The organism is Horticoccus luteus (assembly GCF_019464535.1).
Classification (GTDB): domain Bacteria; phylum Verrucomicrobiota; class Verrucomicrobiia; order Opitutales; family Opitutaceae; genus Horticoccus; species Horticoccus luteus.
Window position 1 is genome coordinate 1,893,378 of record NZ_CP080507.1, and the last position, 17,658, is coordinate 1,911,035.

17 protein-coding genes and 1 tRNA gene are annotated in these 17,658 nt (G+C 62.6%); 10 read left to right on the forward strand and 8 right to left on the reverse strand.

What is annotated here, in order from left to right; all coding sequences use genetic code 11:
* The first annotated feature begins 13 nt into the window (after positions 1 to 13).
* Together K0B96_RS07880 and K0B96_RS07885 are read left to right on the forward strand one after the other, a co-directional pair.
* Complete coding sequence (locus K0B96_RS07880; protein ID WP_220165816.1) at positions 14 to 514, forward strand: hypothetical protein; 501 nt, start codon at positions 14 to 16, stop codon at positions 512 to 514.
* Between the two features lie 5 nt (positions 515 to 519).
* Positions 520 to 1,542: a M23 family metallopeptidase gene (locus K0B96_RS07885; protein WP_220165818.1), complete on the forward strand. Its 1,023-nt coding sequence runs from the start codon at positions 520 to 522 to the stop codon at positions 1,540 to 1,542.
* 6 nt (positions 1,543 to 1,548) lie between these two features.
* Here K0B96_RS07885 and K0B96_RS07890 read toward each other — a convergent pair whose 3' ends face one another.
* The 5 genes from K0B96_RS07890 to lgt form a co-directional block, all read right to left on the reverse strand.
* Complete coding sequence (locus K0B96_RS07890; RefSeq protein ID WP_255558896.1) at positions 1,549 to 2,157, reverse strand: HD domain-containing protein; 609 nt, start codon at positions 2,155 to 2,157, stop codon at positions 1,549 to 1,551.
* Positions 2,114 to 3,295: an OpgC family protein gene (locus tag K0B96_RS07895; RefSeq protein ID WP_220165822.1), complete on the reverse strand. Its 1,182-nt coding sequence runs from the start codon at positions 3,293 to 3,295 to the stop codon at positions 2,114 to 2,116. Before K0B96_RS07895 ends, K0B96_RS07890 begins: the two co-directional genes overlap by 44 nt.
* 48 nt (positions 3,296 to 3,343) lie before the next feature.
* A complete protein-coding gene (locus K0B96_RS07900; protein WP_220165824.1) occupies positions 3,344 to 6,430 on the reverse strand; it encodes an efflux RND transporter permease subunit in 3,087 nt (1,028 codons plus the stop codon).
* Positions 6,427 to 7,593 (reverse strand): efflux RND transporter periplasmic adaptor subunit, encoded by a 1,167-nt coding sequence (locus K0B96_RS07905; RefSeq protein WP_220165826.1) that lies wholly within the window; start codon positions 7,591 to 7,593, stop codon positions 6,427 to 6,429. Before K0B96_RS07905 ends, K0B96_RS07900 begins: the two co-directional genes overlap by 4 nt.
* 70 nt (positions 7,594 to 7,663) lie before the next feature.
* Positions 7,664 to 8,500, reverse strand: coding sequence for a prolipoprotein diacylglyceryl transferase (gene lgt / locus K0B96_RS07910; protein ID WP_220165828.1), 837 nt, complete (start codon positions 8,498 to 8,500; stop codon positions 7,664 to 7,666).
* A 107-nt stretch (positions 8,501 to 8,607) separates the two neighbouring features.
* On the opposite strand from lgt, the gene gcvT reads away from it, so the two are divergent.
* The 4 genes from gcvT to K0B96_RS07930 all read left to right on the forward strand — a co-directional run bounded on the left by gcvT (position 8,608) and on the right by K0B96_RS07930 (position 12,472).
* Positions 8,608 to 9,705: a glycine cleavage system aminomethyltransferase GcvT gene (gcvT, locus tag K0B96_RS07915; RefSeq protein ID WP_220165830.1), complete on the forward strand. Its 1,098-nt coding sequence runs from the start codon at positions 8,608 to 8,610 to the stop codon at positions 9,703 to 9,705.
* A 59-nt stretch (positions 9,706 to 9,764) separates the two neighbouring features.
* Positions 9,765 to 10,148, forward strand: a complete 384-nt coding sequence (gcvH, locus tag K0B96_RS07920; RefSeq protein WP_220165832.1) for a glycine cleavage system protein GcvH — start codon at positions 9,765 to 9,767, stop codon at positions 10,146 to 10,148.
* 78 nt (positions 10,149 to 10,226) lie between these two features.
* On the forward strand, positions 10,227 to 10,886 hold the full coding sequence (locus K0B96_RS07925; RefSeq protein WP_220165834.1) for an HAD-IB family phosphatase: 660 nt from the start codon (positions 10,227 to 10,229) through the stop codon (positions 10,884 to 10,886).
* Positions 10,887 to 10,948: 62 nt separating this feature from the next.
* Positions 10,949 to 12,472, forward strand: a complete 1,524-nt coding sequence (locus K0B96_RS07930) for a putative Na+/H+ antiporter (RefSeq protein ID WP_220165835.1) — start codon at positions 10,949 to 10,951, stop codon at positions 12,470 to 12,472.
* Between the two features lie 18 nt (positions 12,473 to 12,490).
* Here K0B96_RS07930 and K0B96_RS07935 read toward each other — a convergent pair whose 3' ends face one another.
* From K0B96_RS07935 to K0B96_RS07945, 3 genes are read right to left on the reverse strand one after another with little or no spacing between them, the layout of a single operon-like run.
* A complete protein-coding gene (locus K0B96_RS07935) occupies positions 12,491 to 13,816 on the reverse strand; it encodes a sensor histidine kinase (RefSeq protein ID WP_220165837.1) in 1,326 nt (441 codons plus the stop codon).
* A gap of 37 nt (positions 13,817 to 13,853) precedes the next feature.
* Positions 13,854 to 15,221 carry a sigma-54-dependent transcriptional regulator gene (locus K0B96_RS07940; RefSeq protein ID WP_220165839.1) on the reverse strand — a complete coding sequence of 456 codons (1,368 nt, stop codon included), beginning with the start codon at positions 15,219 to 15,221 and terminating at the stop codon, positions 13,854 to 13,856.
* Between the two features lie 44 nt (positions 15,222 to 15,265).
* Positions 15,266 to 15,499 carry a hypothetical protein gene (locus tag K0B96_RS07945; protein WP_220165841.1) on the reverse strand — a complete coding sequence of 78 codons (234 nt, stop codon included), beginning with the start codon at positions 15,497 to 15,499 and terminating at the stop codon, positions 15,266 to 15,268.
* Positions 15,500 to 15,854: 355 nt separating this feature from the next.
* Between K0B96_RS07945 and K0B96_RS07950 the strand changes: the two genes are divergently transcribed.
* The 4 genes from K0B96_RS07950 (at position 15,855) to K0B96_RS07965 (ending at position 17,650) form a co-directional block, all read left to right on the forward strand.
* Positions 15,855 to 15,930, forward strand: a tRNA-Phe gene (locus K0B96_RS07950).
* Between the two features lie 315 nt (positions 15,931 to 16,245).
* Entirely contained in the window at positions 16,246 to 16,704 is a 459-nt protein-coding gene (locus K0B96_RS07955) for a CheR family methyltransferase (protein ID WP_220165843.1), read from the forward strand.
* Complete coding sequence (locus tag K0B96_RS07960; RefSeq protein ID WP_220165845.1) at positions 16,692 to 17,204, forward strand: sensor histidine kinase; 513 nt, start codon at positions 16,692 to 16,694, stop codon at positions 17,202 to 17,204. Before K0B96_RS07955 ends, K0B96_RS07960 begins: the two co-directional genes overlap by 13 nt.
* Complete coding sequence (locus K0B96_RS07965; RefSeq protein ID WP_220165846.1) at positions 17,204 to 17,650, forward strand: response regulator; 447 nt, start codon at positions 17,204 to 17,206, stop codon at positions 17,648 to 17,650. Before K0B96_RS07960 ends, K0B96_RS07965 begins: the two co-directional genes overlap by 1 nt.
* Positions 17,651 to 17,658 lie beyond the last annotated feature (8 nt).

Below are 17,658 nucleotides of genomic sequence, written 5' to 3' on the forward strand. Positions count from 1 at the left end.
AACCCCCGCCGTGATGATTATTTTTCCCGGGAAGCTTTTAACTTTATGCGGTGTGCTCGCCGGGCTGCTGGCGTTGAGCGGTTGTGCGTCGACGCCCAAGCCCACCGCGTCGGCCGTCGCCGCACGCTTCTACGTCGAGTTGCCCAGCGCGAACGCGACCCTCGCGACGCTGCCGCAAAGCGGGGTGCAAATTCCGATCGGGCCGCGGCCGGTCTTCTCTGAGTTCGACGTTACGAGTGCGCAGGTCGCGCAACTTGAGCTCGGTCGTTGCCTGCTGTTTCAACTTTCCCCGGCGGCCGCGCGCGATCTTTACCGACTTTCGGTGGCGCATCACGGGCTGCGGCTCGTGCTCTTTCTCAACGGCGCGCCTTTCGGGGCCCGTCGCCTTGATTCTGCGATCGACGATGGCATGATCGCCATCTTCGTCGAGCAACCTGAGTCCGCCCTGCCAGCGCTCGCCGCTGGCGTGCAAGAAACGTGCGCTGAGGTGGCCCGCGCGCGCCGCAAGAGTTGAGTGTCATGCGGGCGTGGCGTGTGCTGGTGGCGGTCGCGTTCATCGCGTCCGTGTCGACGGCGGCGACGAGTGATTTTACGTTTACCTGGCCGACGCCGAATCCGGCGTTCATGGCAGGCAAGGGCATCGATGCGTTTCTCCAGCAGGCAGGGTCAGGTGACCCGGCGTCGGGCGGCTACGGTGGCGTGCGCAGCGGCGGGAAGCAGTTCCACGAGGGCCTCGATCTCAAGCCGGTGAAACGCGATCGAAGGGGCGAGCCGACGGACGAAGTATTCGCCGCGATCAACGGCATCGTGCGGTATGTCAATTCGGTCGCGGGCAACAGCAGTTACGGGCGCTACATCGTGTTGGAGCATCCCGGTGTGACGCCGGCGATTTATACGTTGTATGCGCATTTGAACCGGATCGCGCCGGGCGTGCGGGCCGGAGTGGAAGTGCGCGCCGGTGAAGTGCTGGGCGTGATGGGGCACACTGCCGGTGGCTACACCATCCCGCGCGACCGAGCGCATCTGCATTTCGAAATGGGCGTCATGGTGACGCAGTCGTTTCAACGTTGGTATGACCAGCAAAAGTTCGGCAGCCGCAATGATCATGGCCTGTGGAACGGCATGAACCTGATGGGATTCGATCCGCAGGAATTTCTCACGCTCTGGCGGGGGCACCGGGTGAAAAACGTGCAGGAGTATCTCGAAAAATTACCGGCGGTCGTGCGGGTAAAAATCGCCACCAAACACGTGCCGGATTTCGTGCGCCGCTATCCGTCGTTGCTGCGGGCGCCGTTGCCTCCCGGGGGAGTGGCCGGGTGGGAGATCGAATTCGACCGCAGTGGCATTCCGTTTGCCTGGACCCCGCTCAACTGGAGCGGCGTCGTGGGCCTTGCGGCGGAGCGTCCGCAAATCATATCGGTCGACGTTGCCCGGATGCGCGCGTTTGCGTGCAAAAATCTGGCGGTCAGTCGCCGCGGCGGTCAATGGGCGCCGGGCCGCGATTTGCACACGGTGCTCGCGCAGTTGTTCGGTTTGAAATGATCGCCTCTAGGCGGAGGGGGAGGCGGGCGCCAAGTGCCCGTCGTCGACCGCCTTTTGCACCATCGCGACGACGTATTCCCAAACGGCGTGCGCACCTTCGGCGACGTGCGCGTTGCGCGCCAGCACGCGGTCTTGGGTGACGCCGTGGCGGCGCCAGGAAGCGCCTTCGGTGTGGCAGTTGAGCAGCATGGGCTGAAAGCGGTCGATGGCGGCGGCGAACCGGGCTTCAGGCGTGGCGCGGGCTTCGAATTCATCCCACAGCGCGCGAAATTCGCCCGCTTGGTCGGCGGGCAGCAGGCCGAAGATGCGATCGGCGGCGAGCACCTCACGATCATGTTGTCCGGCGACGCGGGCGACATCGTAGGCGAACGTATCGCCGGCGTCGATTTCCACGAGGTCGTGAAGAATGAGCATCTTCAAAACGCGCAGCACGTCGAGGTGGGGGGCGTTGGCGTGTTCGGCAAGGACGATAACGGCGAGACAGAGATGCCAGGAATGTTCGGCGTCGTTTTCCTGGCGGCGGCTCTGGGTGTTCAGCGTTTGCCGGAAGACTTCCTTCAACTTGTCGACTTCAAGGATGAAGCTGACCTGACGGTGCAGACGTGCGAGCGACATGCGGCGCAGCAGAACTGCGGCCATCGCGGGAGGCGAGGCTAACCGGGTGTGTTTTTCGGGTGCGGTGCCGCTTGATCCACTGCGCGTGAATCGCGGCGGTGCCGAAGAGGCAGCCTAACATGAGTGCGGTGGCGACCCATTGGCCGACGGGAGTGAAGAAGAAGTTGGAGAACGCGAGGATCGTCATCGCCAGAACCGATTGCAGCGCGAACACGGGCAGGGCATGTTGACCGACGAACGCGAATGGCGCCCACGTAAACCACCGCGGAAAGCGCGCAGCACAGGCGGCGATGAGATAGGCAATGAGGGCGAAGTTTGCGAGCCGCAGCGGCGCGAGTTTGGTCTTGTTGACGAGAAAATCGACGCTTTCGGGCCAGACATCCGCCAGCGCGCCGCGATGCAGATACCAAAAGCCGATGGCGGCCAGGAAAGCGGCGGCAATCCAGCCGCTGCGCAGAGGGAAGCGCAAGCGGCCGGCGGCTTTCTCGGCGCCGAAAACTGCGCCAGCAACAAAAAGGAACTGCCAGGCGAAGAGGTTGAACGAGCCGGTGTTTAACGGGCCGATCACCACCGGCGCTCCGGGCAAAAACTGCTGGGTGAGCAACCAGACGGCACCGCTGCCGAGCACGATCTCACGGGCGCGTCCCGCGGCGCTCGCGCGCAGGATCCACGGCAAAAAGAGCATGAAGCCGCAATACATCGGCAGGATGTCGAGCAGGCCGGGTTGATAGAGCAGCAGGGAGCCGGTGACGATCGCCATCCACGGGTTGAAGGCGAACAACGCGGGCAGCAGGGGCGGGGCTTCCTGCGTGGCCAGCACGACGACGGTCATCAACGCCAGCGACGTGAAGAACGTGGCCATGTGCCAAACGTAGATTTGGCCGGCGCGATGTTGGGCGCCGGAAGCGAGCAGAGCATCGCCGCCGCGTTCGCGTTTCCGCGAGTAAACCCAGCCGGCGATGAAGCCGGAAAGAAAGACGAAGCCCTCGGCGGAACTGACGAAGCCGTGCGGTTGATCCGAGACGAGCCGCAAGGGAGTTTCGATGTGATTCATCGCCATGCATACAATGAGCAGGCCGCGCAACGAATCGAAGCGCAGGTCGCGGGCGACCGTCGGAGCGGGAAGAGCGGAACCCATCGCGAGAGTAGAAGCGTGACAGGGCGCGTGGTTCCGCCGGGAGGCCTCTCAACCGCGATGCGGTTCCAGCGCGGGAATCGCTTTGCGCGGATGTTTCAGCCAGTGCGTGAGCCGTTCCATGTAGATGTAAAAGACAGGCGTGATGTAGAGCGTGAGGAGTTGCGACACGACGAGGCCGCCGACCACCGCGAGTCCCAGCGAACGGCGGGATTCGGCTCCGGCGCCCCAACCCAAAGCGATGGGCAACGTGCCGGCGATGGCGGCCAGGGTGGTCATCATGATCGGGCGAAAACGGACGATGCACGCTTCGGAGATGGCGTCTTCCGCGGTGCGGTGAGGATCGCGGCGGGCTTCCAACGCGAAGTCGACCATCATGATGGCGTTCTTTTTGACGATGCCGATCAGCATGATGAGTCCGACGTAGCCGTAGATGTTGAGCTCCTGGCGAAACGCGATCAGGGTGACGAGCGCGCCAAAACTCGCCGCCGGCAGGCCGGACAAAATCGTGATCGGATGAATGAAATCTTCGTAGAGGATGCCGAGCACGATGTAGATCACCAGAATGGCCGCGAGCAGCAGCAGGCCGAGGCCTTGCAGAGAGCTCGTGAAGGCAGCGGCAGTGCCTTGAAACGCGGAATTGATCGTGGCCGGCAACGACGTGTGCGCGAGATTTTCAATGGCGGTGGTGACGGCGCTCAGCGATTCGCCCGGCACCAGATCGAAAGTAATCGTCACGGATGGAAGTTGTCCGAGGTGCGTGACGGCGAGAGGACCGACGGACGGCCGGAAATGCGCGACCGCTTCGAGCGGCACCAACTTGCCGTCGGTGTTGCGCAGGAAGAGCGATGAAAGGGCGTTGGGGTCCTGCTGGAACTTCGGGTCGAGCTCCATGATGACGTAAAACTGGTCCGTCGGCGTGTAGATGGTGGAGACCTGCCGCGAGCCGAATGCGCTGTAAACGCTGTCTTCGATTTGTTGCGCGGTGAGGCCGAGCACCGAGGCTTTGTCGCGATCGATATCGATCACGACTTGCGGGCTGGCGATCAGGAGGTCGGACGTTACGTCGGTCACACCGGGGATATGGCGCACCTTTTCGAGAAACGCCGGGGCCACGCGATAGAGCTCTTTGAGGTCGGTGCCGTAGAGCGTGTATTGGTAAAGCGAGGAGGAACGCCGGCCACCGATGCGAATCGTGGGCGGCACTTGAAAGAACGCGCGCACGCCCGGCACGCCGGCCACGGCACGCCGCAACTGCTGCACGACCACATCGGCCGCGGGCCGGTGTCGGCGATCAACCAAGTGCAGATTGAAACGAGCGGAGTTTCCGCTGCTCACGAAGGCCGAGAACGCCTCCACATTGGGGTTGCGCGCGATAATTGCGGCAACCGTCCGCTGATATTCCACGACTGCTTCGAACGAAGTGTCTTCCGAGACTTCGATCGTGCCAGAAATGCGGCCGGTGTCGTCCGTGGGGATGAAGCCTTTTGGAATCATCACGATCAGGACTACCGTAAGAACGATGAGGGCGCCGGCGACGAGCATGGTGACCACGCGGTGACGCAGACAAATTTTCAGCGTGCGTGCGTAAAGGCCCAAGCCGCCCTGGAAAATTCGTTCGGTCGTCTGGTAAAACCGGCCGTGCTGTTGCTGCGGTTTAAAAGCCTTCAGAAAACGGCTGCAGAGCATCGGTGTCAGCGTCAGTGAGACGAAGCCGGAGACAAGAATCGCCACGCTGATCGTCACGGCAAATTCGTGAAGCAGACGCCCGAGCACGCCACTCATGAAGAGCACGGGGATAAAGACCGCCACGAGAGAAACGGTCATCGAAATGATGGTGAACCCGATCTCGCGAGAGCCGCGCAGGGCCGCTTCGCGCACCGGTTCACCGTGCTCGATGTGGCGGATGATGTTTTCAAGCATCACGATCGCATCATCCACGACGAACCCCACGGAGAGCGTCAGCGCGAGCAGCGACAGGTTGTCCAAGCTGAAACCGCAAAAATACATGACGCCGAACGTGCCCAGAATCGCGATCGGCATGGCGATGCTCGGGATCAGCGTCGCGGAGAGGGAGCGGAGGAAAAGGAAGATCACCAGCACCACGAGGGCGATGGCGAGGATCAGGGTGAACCGGACATCGGCAACGGACTCGCGGATGGCGGTGGAGCGGTCGATGAGGACGTCGAGTTTCACCGACGCAGGGAGCAGGGCCTCGAACTCGGGGAGGATCGCTTTCACGCGGTCCACCACATCGATCGTGTTGGTGCCCGGCTGGCGCTGGACCCCGAGTATGACGGACCGCTTTTGATTAAACCATCCAGCGACCCGGTCGTTTTGCACGCTGTCCACGACGGTGCCGACATCTTCGAGACGCACCGGCGCGCCGTTGCGGTAGGTGACGATAAGCGGGCGAAAGGCCGCCGCATCCTGTAGTTGGCCGTTGGATTGCAGGGTGACTGCTTGCTTGCGCCCGTCGATCGTGCCGGTCGGCAGATTGACGTTGCCCGCGGAGAGGGCGGTGCGCACCTCGTTGATGCCGATGCCGCGCGAGGCGAGGGCGTAGGGATCGAGGCGCACGCGCACGGCGTATTTTTGCGAACCGTAAACCTGCACCTGCGCGACGCCGGTGATCGTGGAGATGCGCTGCCCGAGCAGCGTTTCGCCATATTCACTCACTTCGGAAAGAGGCAGCGTGTCCGAGCTGAGGGAAATGAGCAGGACGGCGTCGTCGGCCGGGTTGACTTTGCGAAATGACGGTGGTGCCGGCATGTCCTGCGGCAGCCGCCGCTGCACGGCGGAGATGGCCGACTGGACGTCCTGGGCGGCGGCATCGATTGAACGATCGAGGCTGAATTGCAGCGTGATCTGGGTGCTCCCCAGCGAGCTGGACGAGCTCATCGAGTCGATGCCCGCAATCGTGGCGAATTGCTGCTCGAGTGGCGTGGCGACCGAGGACGCCATCGTTTCCGGACTCGCGCCGGGAAGGCTGGCTGAAACGGTGATCGTGGGAAAGTCGACGTTGGGGAGGTCGCTGACCGGCAGAATCCGATACGCGAGAAAACCGAAAATCGTGATCGCGGCGGTCACAAGGGTCGTCATGACCGGCCGCCGAATGAAAAACTCGGGCACGCTCATGGTTTCGCGTGTTCCGCGGCGGAGGATGCAGTCGGGGTGACCGGCGTTTCTGCTGCGGGCCGGCCTGAGGTGATTTGCACCTTTCGGCCCGGCAGAACGCGCAATTGCCCGTCGGTGATGACGATTTCGCCGGGCGCGAGGCCGCGAGCGATGACGGATTCGCCGTCGACGGTGCGCTCGACTTCGACCGGGCGCTCCTCCGCCGTGTGGTCGCTTTTCACGACGAAAGCGTAAGCGCCATCCTGGCTGCGTTGCACGGCGGTCGACGGCACGACGACCACGCTCGGAGTGGCGAGAGTGATGCGCACCTTGACGAACTGGCCGGGCCACAAGCGATGATCAGGGTTGTCGAAAGTGGCCTTGAGACGGAGCGTGCCCGTGGTGGCGTCGATCGTGTTATCGATGAACGTCAATTCGCCCTCGATATCCGTATCCGTCGAGCCGGCGGGGGCGGCTTCAACGTGGAGTGGACCTTCGCGACGGTAACGGCGGATCAGAGCCAGATTCTGCTGCGGCACGGTAAATGTAACGTAGATCGGGCTCAGTTGATTGATGACCACGAGCGGCACTCCGGTGTCGCCGGCACGCACGAGATCGCCTTCGTGCGCGCCAAGGCTGCCGGTGCGCCCGGCGATGGGCGCACGGATGGAGCAATATTCGATCAGCAGGCGAGCGTTGGCCACGGCGGCTTCGCTGGAAAGCACGCCGGCGCGCAAGGCACGCGCATTGTCGCGAATGGTCTCGAGTTGCTCTTTCGTGATCATCGCACCGGCCTTGAGTTCGCTGTAGCGCTTCACCTGCGCCTCCGCGTTGCTCAGTTGCACGCGCGTCTTTTCCAAATCGGCTTCCGCAGACCGCAGACTGTTTTCAAACGGTCGCGAATCGAGTTCGAAGAGCAGTTCGCCCGCCTTAACGTCGTCGCCTTCCTGGAAATGGATTTTCAGGAGCGTGCCGTTCGCTTGGGAGCGCACGCTGACAGTGCGGATAGGCTCCACCGCGCCGATCGCGGGCAAGGCCAGAGGCACGGCTTTTCGCTCCGCGTGCGCGACGATGACCGGAGCTGCATCACCGCCGCGTTTTTGATCGGGCTTCCGGCCGCAACCGGCCACCAGAAGGGCGGCGCCACATAGCGACCAGCGAACGAGAGACAGACGAGAAATCATGAGCGAAGACAGCGCGAAAATGAGGTGAAGACGGAGAGACGAACCGCGGGCGTAAAAATTACCGGCCGGCTCATTTTGCCTGTGGCCGACGGTGGCGGAGCGAATACGCGATCATCGCCACGCCGCCGACCACCAGGAAAATCGAGTAAAACGTCCCGCGGCTCAGGCCGAAGACGAGGCTCACACCGACATCGGGCTCGCGGAAAATCTCGCCGATGGCGCGCACCACCGCGTAGGCGATAAGAAATTCCCCGCAGAGGCGCCCGGGTGTGAGCTGGGTGATTTTGCTGCGCCAGAACCGTAGTTGCACCAACACGAATAGCAGCACGCCTTCGAGCAGTGCTTCGTAAAGCTGCGAGGGGTGGCGCGGAGGAATGAGATTGAGCGGAGTGCCCGGAGCGGCGCTCTCCGGGAAGATCACTGCCCAGCTCACGTAAGAAATCTTCCCCCACAGCTCGCCGTTGATGAAGTTGGCGATGCGGCCGAAGAAGAGGCCGAGCGGCGCGGCGGAGACGACGAGATCCGCGAGATGAAAAAAGGAAACGCGTTCGCGCCGCGCATACCAGACGAGCGCCAGCGCCACGCCGATGAATCCGCCATGACTGGCCATGCCGCCTTCCCACACGCGGAAGAGCGCCAGCGGGTGCGTGAACAAGTCGCCCGACTGGTAGAGAAGAAAGTAGCCCAGCCGACCACCGACAAGCACGCCGATGACCAGCGCGACCATGAAATCCCCGACTTTGGCTGCCGGCACGGCGGAGCGTCCCGCTTTTGCATAGCGCACCAGCAACCACGCCGCGGCGAGAAATCCGAGGAGGTAGGCGAGACCGTAGTAACGGATGCCGAAATTGCCGGTGAATCGCACGACGAACGGATCCCAGTGGTGCACCCAGTAAGCGAACATCATGGCGGCCGATTCGACACGAGGCGCGCGATGAGGCAAAGCACAAACGCCGTCCGCGCCTCCGGAAATCAGCCTTGCCGGTCGCGAGTTTCGCCAGACAGGCTGCGCGCATGGCTGATTTGAAACGCACGCCGCTGCGAGATTTTCACGCGGCGCATGGCGCCCGCCTCGTGGATTTCGCGGGTTGGGAAATGCCGGTGCAATACCGCTCCATTCTCGACGAGCACAAAGCCGTGCGCCGCACCGCGGGCTTGTTCGATGTGAGCCATATGGGCGAGGTGGACGTGCGGGGTCCGGAGGCGCTCAAGTTTCTCCAACGTCTCGTGACGAACGATGTCGCGAGTCTGTTCCCCGGCCGGGTGCTTTACTCGCCTATGTGTTACCCGACGGGCGGCACGGTCGATGACCTGCTCGTCTATCTGCGGGCGCCAAACGACTATTTTCTCTGCATCAACGCGGGCAACATCGACAAGGACCTCGCGTGGATGCGGGCGCTGGCGAGGGATTTCGAAGTGACGTTGACGGACCGTTCGCCCGACTACGCGCTTCTCGCGGTGCAAGGACCGCAAGCCGCGGCCATCGTGCAATCGCTTACGAGCGCGAAGCTGAATCTGATCAAATACTACCATTTTGGCGAGGGCACGGTCGCGGGCGTGCATTGTTTGCTCAGCCGCACAGGTTATACCGGGGAGGACGGTTTTGAATTGTATCATGCGGCCGGCGATGCCGTGGCGCTCGCCGAGGCCTTGTTGACCGCAGGTGCGCCTCACGGTCTGGAACTCGCAGGACTCGGCGCCCGCGACAGTCTCCGGTTGGAAGCGGGCTATCCGCTCTATGGGCACGAGTTGAACACCGAACTCTCGCCTTTGACCGCGGGGCTGGGGTGGACCGTGAAGTTGAACAAGGCGGACGACTTCAACGGCAAGGCGGCCCTCGCGGAGGAAAAGCAGTCCGGTTCGAAGCAAAAGGTGGTCTATTTCAAGACCGGCGATCGACGGATCGTGCGGGCGGACTCACCGGTATTTTCCGCTGGCGAAGCGGTGGGCCGCGTATTGTCCGGCACGCTTTCTCCGATCCTCAATGAAGCGATCGGCTCTGCTCTGATTTCGGCGTCCGCCGTTGCGCAGCCGTTGCACGCCGACATCCGGGGCAGCGCTGTGCAGCTGACATTGGTCAAGCCGCCGTTCGTGCCGTTGAAGAAGACCTGAGGCCGCGACTTGCATCAGCTCCTTAAGTTTGAGACGCCTAACCCGTAACCTTTCGCACCATGAGCAACACGCCTTCCGATCTCCGCTACGCCAAATCGCACGAATGGGTGCGTCTCGAAAGTGACGGCACGGCAGTGATCGGCATCACTGATTACGCACAAAACTCGCTCGGCGATATCACGTATGTGCAACTCCCCAAGGTCGGCGCTACGCTCAACGCGGGCGAGGCGTTCGGGGTGGTCGAAAGCGTCAAAGCGGCGAGCGATGTTTATTTGCCCATCAGCGGCACGGTGCTGGCGGTGAACGAAACCCTGAACAGTGCACCCGAGACACTGAACACCGAGCCCTATGGCGCGGGATGGATCCTGAAACTCAAGCCCGTCGACGCAGCGCAGGCGAACTCATTGATGGACGCCGCTGCCTACGCTCAGGCGAACGTCTGAGCGGGAGTCGGACGATCCTTGGCGGTTGATTGTCGCCTTGCGTCACGCGTGGCGCGCGGAGTCAAACTGCTCGCGACCATGCCTCATTCTCTCATTGTTTTCGATTGTGACAGCACGTTGAGCGCCATCGAGGGCGTCGATGAACTCGGGCGGAAGCGCGGGCCTGAGGTGCTGGCGGCGGTCGAGGCGATGACGAACGATGCCATGGAGGGGCGGCTCGCGGTGGAGGCGGTGTTCGGGCGGCGCCTCGAAATTATCCGGCCGCGGCGCGATGACGTGGCGGCCGTTGGCCAGCAATATATCGCCACGATCGAGCCCACGGCCATCGCCACGATCTCCGCGCTGGCTGCGCGCGGGTGGACGTCGGTTATCGTCAGCGGCGGTTTTCGCCAGGCAATCGCGCCACTGGCGGGCGCGCTCGGTGTGGCCCGCGTCGAAGCCGTCGATCTGTTTTTTGATGAGCGCGGGGAGTATCGCGATTTTGATCGCACCTTTCCGACGGCCCGGTCCGGCGGCAAGGCGGAGATCATGACTCGGCTTTGCGCGGAATTGGCGCCCCGCCGCGCGGTGATGGTGGGCGATGGGGTGAGCGACCTCGAAGCTAAACCGGTATGCGACTTGTTCGTCGGCTTCGGACGTTATGTCCAAAGAGCGCGGGTTAAAAAAGAAGCCGGCGCGTGGATCACGTCGTTGGATGCACTCGTGCCGCTGTTGGCCGAAAAATTTGGCGGGAAATAATTCTGCCGCGCGAGAGGGCTGATGCGCTTGCCAGCGCTTCCATCGCGCTTTTGCGTGACGCGATGTTCTCCCCGCCAACGTCTCGCGTCCTGGGTCTCGCTGGTGCGTTGCTGGTCTCCGTGAGCGCGAACGCGGCGGAAGCGACGGCGGGTGCGTTTCCCCGGCCTCTCGACAGCTACATGGATCCGGCGGGGAACCTGTGGCAGGTGCTGGTCGCGCGGGTGCACGCTGAACCGTTCAATGCGGTCGCGGCGCTCATCTTTCTGCTGGCAATCGTCCACACGTTTTTAGCGGGTCGCTTTCGCCATTGGGCCCACGTGGTTGAAGAGAGGCATGCCCATCGGATCATTCATGCCGCACCTGCCACCAAAGCGTCGCTCGACGAGGACGGGCGGCCGATCGAAGTCAGTTTCTGGGGGCAAGTGCTTCATTTTCTTGGCGAGGTCGAGGCCGTGTTTGGCATCTGGGGCATCGTGCTGATGGTCGCGATTGGATCGATGAAGGGTTGGACTACGGCGGTCGACTACGTGGGGCATAAGGTGAATTTCACCGAGGCGATGTTTGTCGTCGTGATCATGGCGATGGCTTCCACGCGACCGGTGCTGCGTTGCGCGGAGAAATGCCTGCAGGCGGTGGCGAATCTGGGGAAGCGAACGACCGGTGCGTGGTGGCTGACGATCCTGATCATCGCGCCCGTTTTGGGGTCGTTTATCACGGAGCCGGCGGCGATGACAATCGGCGCGCTGCTGCTCGCGCAGCGGTTTTACGCGCTGCAACCCTCGCGGCGTTTTTGCTACGCGACTCTGGGATTGCTCTTCGTCAACGTCTCCGTCGGTGGGACAATGACGCATTTCGCGGCGCCGCCGGTGCTGATGGTCGCCGGACCGTGGGGCTGGGATATGCCGTTTATGTTTCTGCATTTTGGCTGGAAAGCGCTGACCGGAATCGTCGCCGCGACACTGCTGTATTACTTCATTTTCCGTCGGGAATTGGCGGTCTTGGAGCAACGGCGAGCGGAGGCGGAAGCGAAGGCGGCGGCAGCCACGGCCGAAGTGCGCATCCCCGGCTGGATCACGGTCGTGCAACTCGGCTTCATGGCGCTGGCGGTGTCGGTCGCGCACTATCCGGCGCTGTTTGTGGCGGCGTTTCTCTTCTTCCTCGCGTTCGGGCAGGCGACGGCGCACCACCAGAACCGTCTCGATTTGCGAGCGCCGCTGTTGGTCGGTTTCTTTCTCGCCGGACTGGTCGTGCACGGAGGGTTGCAGGGTTGGTGGATTTCGCCGGTGTTGAGCAGCTTGGCGGAGTTGCCGCTTTTCATCGGCGCGACGGTTTTGACGGCGTTTAACGACAACGCGGCGATCACTTATCTGGCGACGTTGGTCCCCGACTTCACGGATGCGTTGAAATACGCGGTCGTGGCGGGCGCGGTGACGGGCGGGGGCTTGACGGTGATCGCCAACGCGCCGAATCCCGCGGGGCAAAATATTCTGCAGCGTTATTTCCCGGAAGGTATTTCGCCGCTGGGGTTGCTCGCCGGCGCCGTGGCGCCGACCGCGATTCTGGGCGCGTGCTTCATCCTGCTCTGACGCTTGCCGCGCAACGGGCTAGGCCGGAAGTCGCAGGGTGGCGACCGAACCGGGGGCATCGGAGCGGTTCGCCAGCGTGAGGGTGCCGCCGTGGTTTTCGGCGATCTGGCGGCAAAGCACGAGACCGATGCCGGAGCCGCTGGGTTTGGTCGTGAAAAACGGAACGAACAGATTCGATGCGTTGGCCACGCCGGGGCCGTCATCCTCGACGGTGAGTTCGACGCGGTGAGATTGTTTCGTCCACGCGATGCGCACGCCGCCACCGGTTTCGCTGACGGCGTCGACGGCGTTTTTGATCAAGTTGATGAGCACTTGTTCGATTTGGGCAGCGTCGCACGCGACCTGAATCGCGGGGCCGCCCACCACGTGCACGGGATGGCGTAGTTCGAGGGCAACGACGCGGTGCACGAGAGCCAGGAGCGAACAGGGCGCGAGGTTGGGTTGAGGAAGTTTGGCGAGCCGTGCGTAGGCCTGCATGAAGCGGCTCAAACCATCCGCGCGTGTTTCGATGATCTCCAGGCCCGCGCGCATATCCGTTTCCCAATCGGCGGGGCGTTGCGCGTGTTTGAGAATCGCGCCGAGGCTGCCGGCGATGGATTTGATCGGGGCGAGGGAATTGTTTAACTCGTGGCCGAGCACGCGGACGAGGCGTTGCCAGGCTTTCGTTTCCTCCTCGCGCAGCGCGCGGCTCAGGTCGGCGATGACGATGAGGTGATGGGGACGCCCGCCTTCACGGAAGAGGCTGCGTCGCATTCCCCAGCGACCCGGATGGCCCGGAAAGCTGGTGCTCAGGACGCGTGCCGGATCGCCATTCAACCACTCTTCGAGGCCAAGTTCGCGGGCGTTGCGACCGAGAATGCGTTCAGCGGGCTTATCGAGCAGGATTTGCGCGGAATGGTTGGCGAGCCGGAGCGCGCCGTCCTGATCGAAGGCGAAAATCGCGACATCGATTTCTTCCATCACCGTGCGCAGAAGAGCGGTCGCCTCCAACGCGCCGAGGCGTTGCTCCTGCAAGGTGCGGCTGAGGGTATTGATCTCCGTCATCACGTCGCCGAGCGGTTCGTCGCGCCGGGCACCGCGCGCACGCACGGAGAAATCGCCTTCGCGCAACGCGGAGAGGAGATTGGCCATGGTTTGCAACGGCCGCACGACGCGGCTCTTGACGGCACCGGCGAAGCCCAGCCACGAACCAGCGACGATGAGGGTGAGCGTCCATTGCACCTTGGGCGTGAAATCACCCGTCCACAACAGGGCGAGCGAGACCACGACGCCGGGGAGGCCGGCGAGCAAGGCGGTGGCAAAGACCGATTCGTCGTGCGAAAAACGCCGGTAGGATTTGGCCATGGCCGGACGGGGCGTTCAGGCGGGCGAGCGCGCGAACTTACAGGCCGTATTTTTCCAGCCGGCGATAAAACGCGCTGCGGCTCAGCCCCAGTTCCTCGGCAGCGCGGCGGGCGTTGCCGTCGCAACGCGCGAGCGTTTTTTTGATGAGAAACGCTTCGACCTCTTCGAGGCTCATGTCGTCGAGGCGTGGTGCGGCGTGGCCGGCTTGCAGGCCAAGATCAGGAGCGCGGACGACCTTGCTCTGCGCCATCAAGACGGCGCGTTCGACGGCGTGGTCGAGTTCGCGAACATTTCCCGGCCAGCCATAATTGCGCATCGCTTCGATGGCGCTCGGGTCGAAGCCCGTGATGCCTTTGCGGTAGCGTTCGACGTGGGCTTTCAAGAAATGTTGCGCGAGCAACTCGATGTCTTCGCGCCGTTCCCGCAGGGGCGGGAGATGAAGATGAATGGTGTTGAGGCGGAAGAGCAGATCCTGGCGGAATTTACCGCTGGCGACTTCGGCGGGGAGGTCGGAATTGGTGGCGGAGACAAGGCGAACGTTGGCGCGATAGGTCTTGGAGGATCCGACGCGTTCGAATTCCCCGGTCTCGATCGTGCGGAGAATTTTCGCCTGCTGGCTAAGCGGGATGTTGCCGATTTCGTCCATGAACAGCGTGCCGCCGTCCGCCAGTTCGAAGCGCCCGGCGCGATCGTTTTTGGCGTCGGTGAACGCGCCGCGGATGTGGCCGAAGAGTTCGCTCTCGAAAACGCCTTCCGGGAGACCGCCCATGTTGACGGAAATAAACGGCCGGGCGGCGCGAACAGAGACCGCATGCAGCGCCTGCGCGACGAGGCCTTTACCGGTGCCGTTTTCACCCGTGATGAGAACGTTGGCATCGGACGGACCGACGCGGGCGATCATATCGAGCACGGGCCGCATGGCCGCCGATTGCGCGATGAGATTCGGGCCGCTTTTTCCACGAAGAAGCTGGTTTTCCTGTTCCAGTCGCTTGTAAGCGCGGACGGCGCTGCCCAATTCGATTTGGTTTTTGACGATCGCGAGCAGGCGGGCGTTGTCCCAAGGCTTGGTGATGAAATCTTTGGCCCCGCGCCGCATCGCTTCCACCGCGAGGTCCACGCTGGCCCAAGCGGTCATGACGACGACCGGGAGCGCGGCATCCGCCGACTGCAGTTTGGAAATCAGATCGAGACCTTCCTGGCCGCTCGTGGTGTCGCGCGTGTAATTGAGGTCGACGAGGGCGAGCGCAAAGTCGCGCGACTCGACGGCCTTGATCACCGCCGCCGGCGATTTTACCGTTTCGAGTTGGTAGCCCTCCGATTTCAACAGGAGCCGAAGTGCTTCGAGCACGTCGGTCTGATCGTCAGCAATGAGAATGCGGGGCGCGGAGTTATCCGTGGCGACCATACGAGAGTTAGCGATGGGAGGTCAGGGAGAGTCAAGCGGTGGACTCAGGCAGCGAGGCGATGGGCAGCGTAGGCGGGTCGGACGCTGGCAGACGGATTCGCTGGAGCGAGCGGAAGCGGTGCGATCTTCCGATAGTCGCGCGCCAACATGGCAAGGAGCGCGGCGGCCACGAAGCAGCTAATGGCCGCGAGCGGATGAGCAGTCGCGGCCGAAGCGATGACGATCGCAGCCGTGCTGATGGCGAGATTGAGAGCAATGTGTTTGGCGCTGGTTTTCATGATTGATGTTCACGTGTTATCGCAGTCGCCGTGCCAAGTGGCCGCAAGAGACCTTAACCATTGGTAGGCGGTTGGTTAATAAATTATGCGCGCGCTTGGAGACGGGATGATTCGCTCGCCGCCGGGATGCACATTTCCCGAATCCGGGATGCAGTAGAGCGCGGATACCTGCGTGGTTTCGTGCGGTCTTTGCGCTTCGCACCACACGAACACGCCAGTGCGAATCGCGTGGAATCGCGCAACAGCGAGCACGCGTTAGCCGTTTTTCGTGTTCGGAAAACAGAGGGCTTGACGGTCGGAAAAGACTCTTCAACGTCCAGCACTCCGCGGGTCAAAACCCGCGGTATCAGGCGATGGCAAGATAGCTCAGTTGGTAGAGCAGAGGACTGAAAATCCTTGTGTCCCCGGTTCGATTCCGGGTCTTGCCACCACCTTCGCCGACGGGGCGGAAATGAGAGCGTAATTCGAAGGAGATCCAGTCAATGGCAGGCAAACAAAATCTCTTTACGCGTGTTCCGCGCGTATTCTAGTCGATCCACGGATCTTCCGGCGTTTCACTCGTGACCGATCTTCGCCATATCTCCTTCCTCGCAGCCGAACCGGTCGGGCACCGGCGTTCGCGTGAGCGGCTGATATTTCCGGTGCGAGTTGCGGAAGTGAACGCCGCATCGACGTTGAGGCGTCAAAAGGAGGGAGCTGCCGCCCCTTTAAATCCGGTATTGGCGTGGATCTTGGATCGCGGCGGTGTGAATCCCGCAGTTTTTCGTGGAGGTGCACTCAACCGGCGTCTGCCGGCGTGCCTGAGGTTGCTGCGGGTGCCGACAGAAGGCGCGGCCCAAGCGTTGCTCCAGCGTCGACCCGATTTGGTGCCCGCTACGTTGACGGCGATTTTGATCGGCGTGACGGAATTTTTTCGTGAACCGGCGGTGTTTGAGGCCCTCCGCGACATTGTTTTACCGCAGCTGGCGGCGGAGAGAGAACCGATTCGCGTGGCCGGGTTTGGCGTGTCTCACGGGCAGGAGCTTTACTCGATGGCGATGCTGCTTGAAGAAGCGGGGTTGCTGCAGCGAAGCGAGTTGGTGGGCATCGATTGTCGTAGTGATGCGATCATCGCCGCCGCTGCGGGGCGTTATGACGGGGGCGATCTCGGTGGAATCGAACCGGCGCGCCGGGAACGGTGGCGGCGACTCGCATGGACCGGCTAATCACGGATGCGTTGGTTTACAGCAAAACGGTGCGCGAGGAGCTCATGCTCGGGCCGGTGGAGCCCGCGTCGCTGCTCCGGGGAATGATCGAGTCGTATCCGATCTTCCAATCTCCGCAGGCGCAGATTGAACTCGATGAGGCTCTTCCCGCGGTGTGGGGAAACGAAGCGGCGTTAACGCAGTGCTTCTCAAATCTCTTGGGCAACGCGATCAAGTTTGTGCCGAGGGGAAGAGCGCCGAAAGTAAAGGTCAGCGCCGAGCAGAGTGGGGGCCGGGTGCGCCTCTGGTTTGAAGACAATGGCATCGGCATTCCCCAGGAAATGCATGCGCGAATATTTATGATGTTTCAACGTGCCAGCCGGGAGTTCGAAGGCACGGGCATCGGGCTCGCCTTGGTGCGCAAGGCGGCCGAGCGGATGGGCGGCCGAGTGGGCGTGGAATCGGCGCCGGGCCAGGGAAGCCGCTTCTGGGTGGAACTGAAAGCCGCCGTCGAATCCTGATGAATGCGCGGACGATTCTTTACGTGGAAGATGAGGCCGACGACGTCTTGTTCATGCGTTTCGCCTTCCAACGGCTCGCACTCAACGTCGACTTGCGGGCGGTTGGGGATGGCAGCCAGGCGATCGCATATCTCGCGGGCGAGGGACCCTTCAGCGACCGCAGGCAACATCCGTTGCCGGCCGTGCTCCTGTTGGATTTAAACCTCCCGCTTCAATCCGGTTTTGAAGTGCTCCAGTGGCTTCGCCACGAAGCGGGGCTGACGACACTGCCGGTCGTCATTTTCTCCTCGTCGGGGCGCCCCGAAGACCGGGCGCGCGCCCAAGCCTTGGGCGCTTCGGACTATTGGCTCAAGCCGTCCTCTGGCTTGGCCTTCGCCGATATCGCGCGAGATGTGCACGACCGGTGGCTTCAGCTTGGAACAGCGGTCAACGAACAGAGCGCATAACGCATCGC

Bases quoted from the DNA above. Each gene is read 5' to 3' on its own strand.
- K0B96_RS07880 (WP_220165816.1), top strand. From the start codon at position 14: ATGATTATTTTTCCCGGGAAGCTTTTAACTTTATGCGGTGTGCTCGCC.
- K0B96_RS07885 (WP_220165818.1), top strand. From the start codon at position 520: ATGCGGGCGTGGCGTGTGCTGGTGGCGGTCGCGTTCATCGCGTCCGTG.
- K0B96_RS07890 (WP_255558896.1), bottom strand. From the start codon at position 2,157: ATGTCGCTCGCACGTCTGCACCGTCAGGTCAGCTTCATCCTTGAAGTC.
- K0B96_RS07895 (WP_220165822.1), bottom strand. From the start codon at position 3,295: ATGGGTTCCGCTCTTCCCGCTCCGACGGTCGCCCGCGACCTGCGCTTC.
- K0B96_RS07900 (WP_220165824.1), bottom strand. From the start codon at position 6,430: ATGAGCGTGCCCGAGTTTTTCATTCGGCGGCCGGTCATGACGACCCTT.
- K0B96_RS07905 (WP_220165826.1), bottom strand. From the start codon at position 7,593: ATGATTTCTCGTCTGTCTCTCGTTCGCTGGTCGCTATGTGGCGCCGCC.
- lgt (WP_220165828.1), bottom strand. From the start codon at position 8,500: ATGATGTTCGCTTACTGGGTGCACCACTGGGATCCGTTCGTCGTGCGA.
- gcvT (WP_220165830.1), top strand. From the start codon at position 8,608: ATGGCTGATTTGAAACGCACGCCGCTGCGAGATTTTCACGCGGCGCAT.
- gcvH (WP_220165832.1), top strand. From the start codon at position 9,765: ATGAGCAACACGCCTTCCGATCTCCGCTACGCCAAATCGCACGAATGG.
- K0B96_RS07925 (WP_220165834.1), top strand. From the start codon at position 10,227: ATGCCTCATTCTCTCATTGTTTTCGATTGTGACAGCACGTTGAGCGCC.
- K0B96_RS07930 (WP_220165835.1), top strand. From the start codon at position 10,949: ATGTTCTCCCCGCCAACGTCTCGCGTCCTGGGTCTCGCTGGTGCGTTG.
- K0B96_RS07935 (WP_220165837.1), bottom strand. From the start codon at position 13,816: ATGGCCAAATCCTACCGGCGTTTTTCGCACGACGAATCGGTCTTTGCC.
- K0B96_RS07940 (WP_220165839.1), bottom strand. From the start codon at position 15,221: ATGGTCGCCACGGATAACTCCGCGCCCCGCATTCTCATTGCTGACGAT.
- K0B96_RS07945 (WP_220165841.1), bottom strand. From the start codon at position 15,499: ATGAAAACCAGCGCCAAACACATTGCTCTCAATCTCGCCATCAGCACG.
- K0B96_RS07960 (WP_220165845.1), top strand. From the start codon at position 16,692: ATGGACCGGCTAATCACGGATGCGTTGGTTTACAGCAAAACGGTGCGC.
- K0B96_RS07965 (WP_220165846.1), top strand. From the start codon at position 17,204: ATGAATGCGCGGACGATTCTTTACGTGGAAGATGAGGCCGACGACGTC.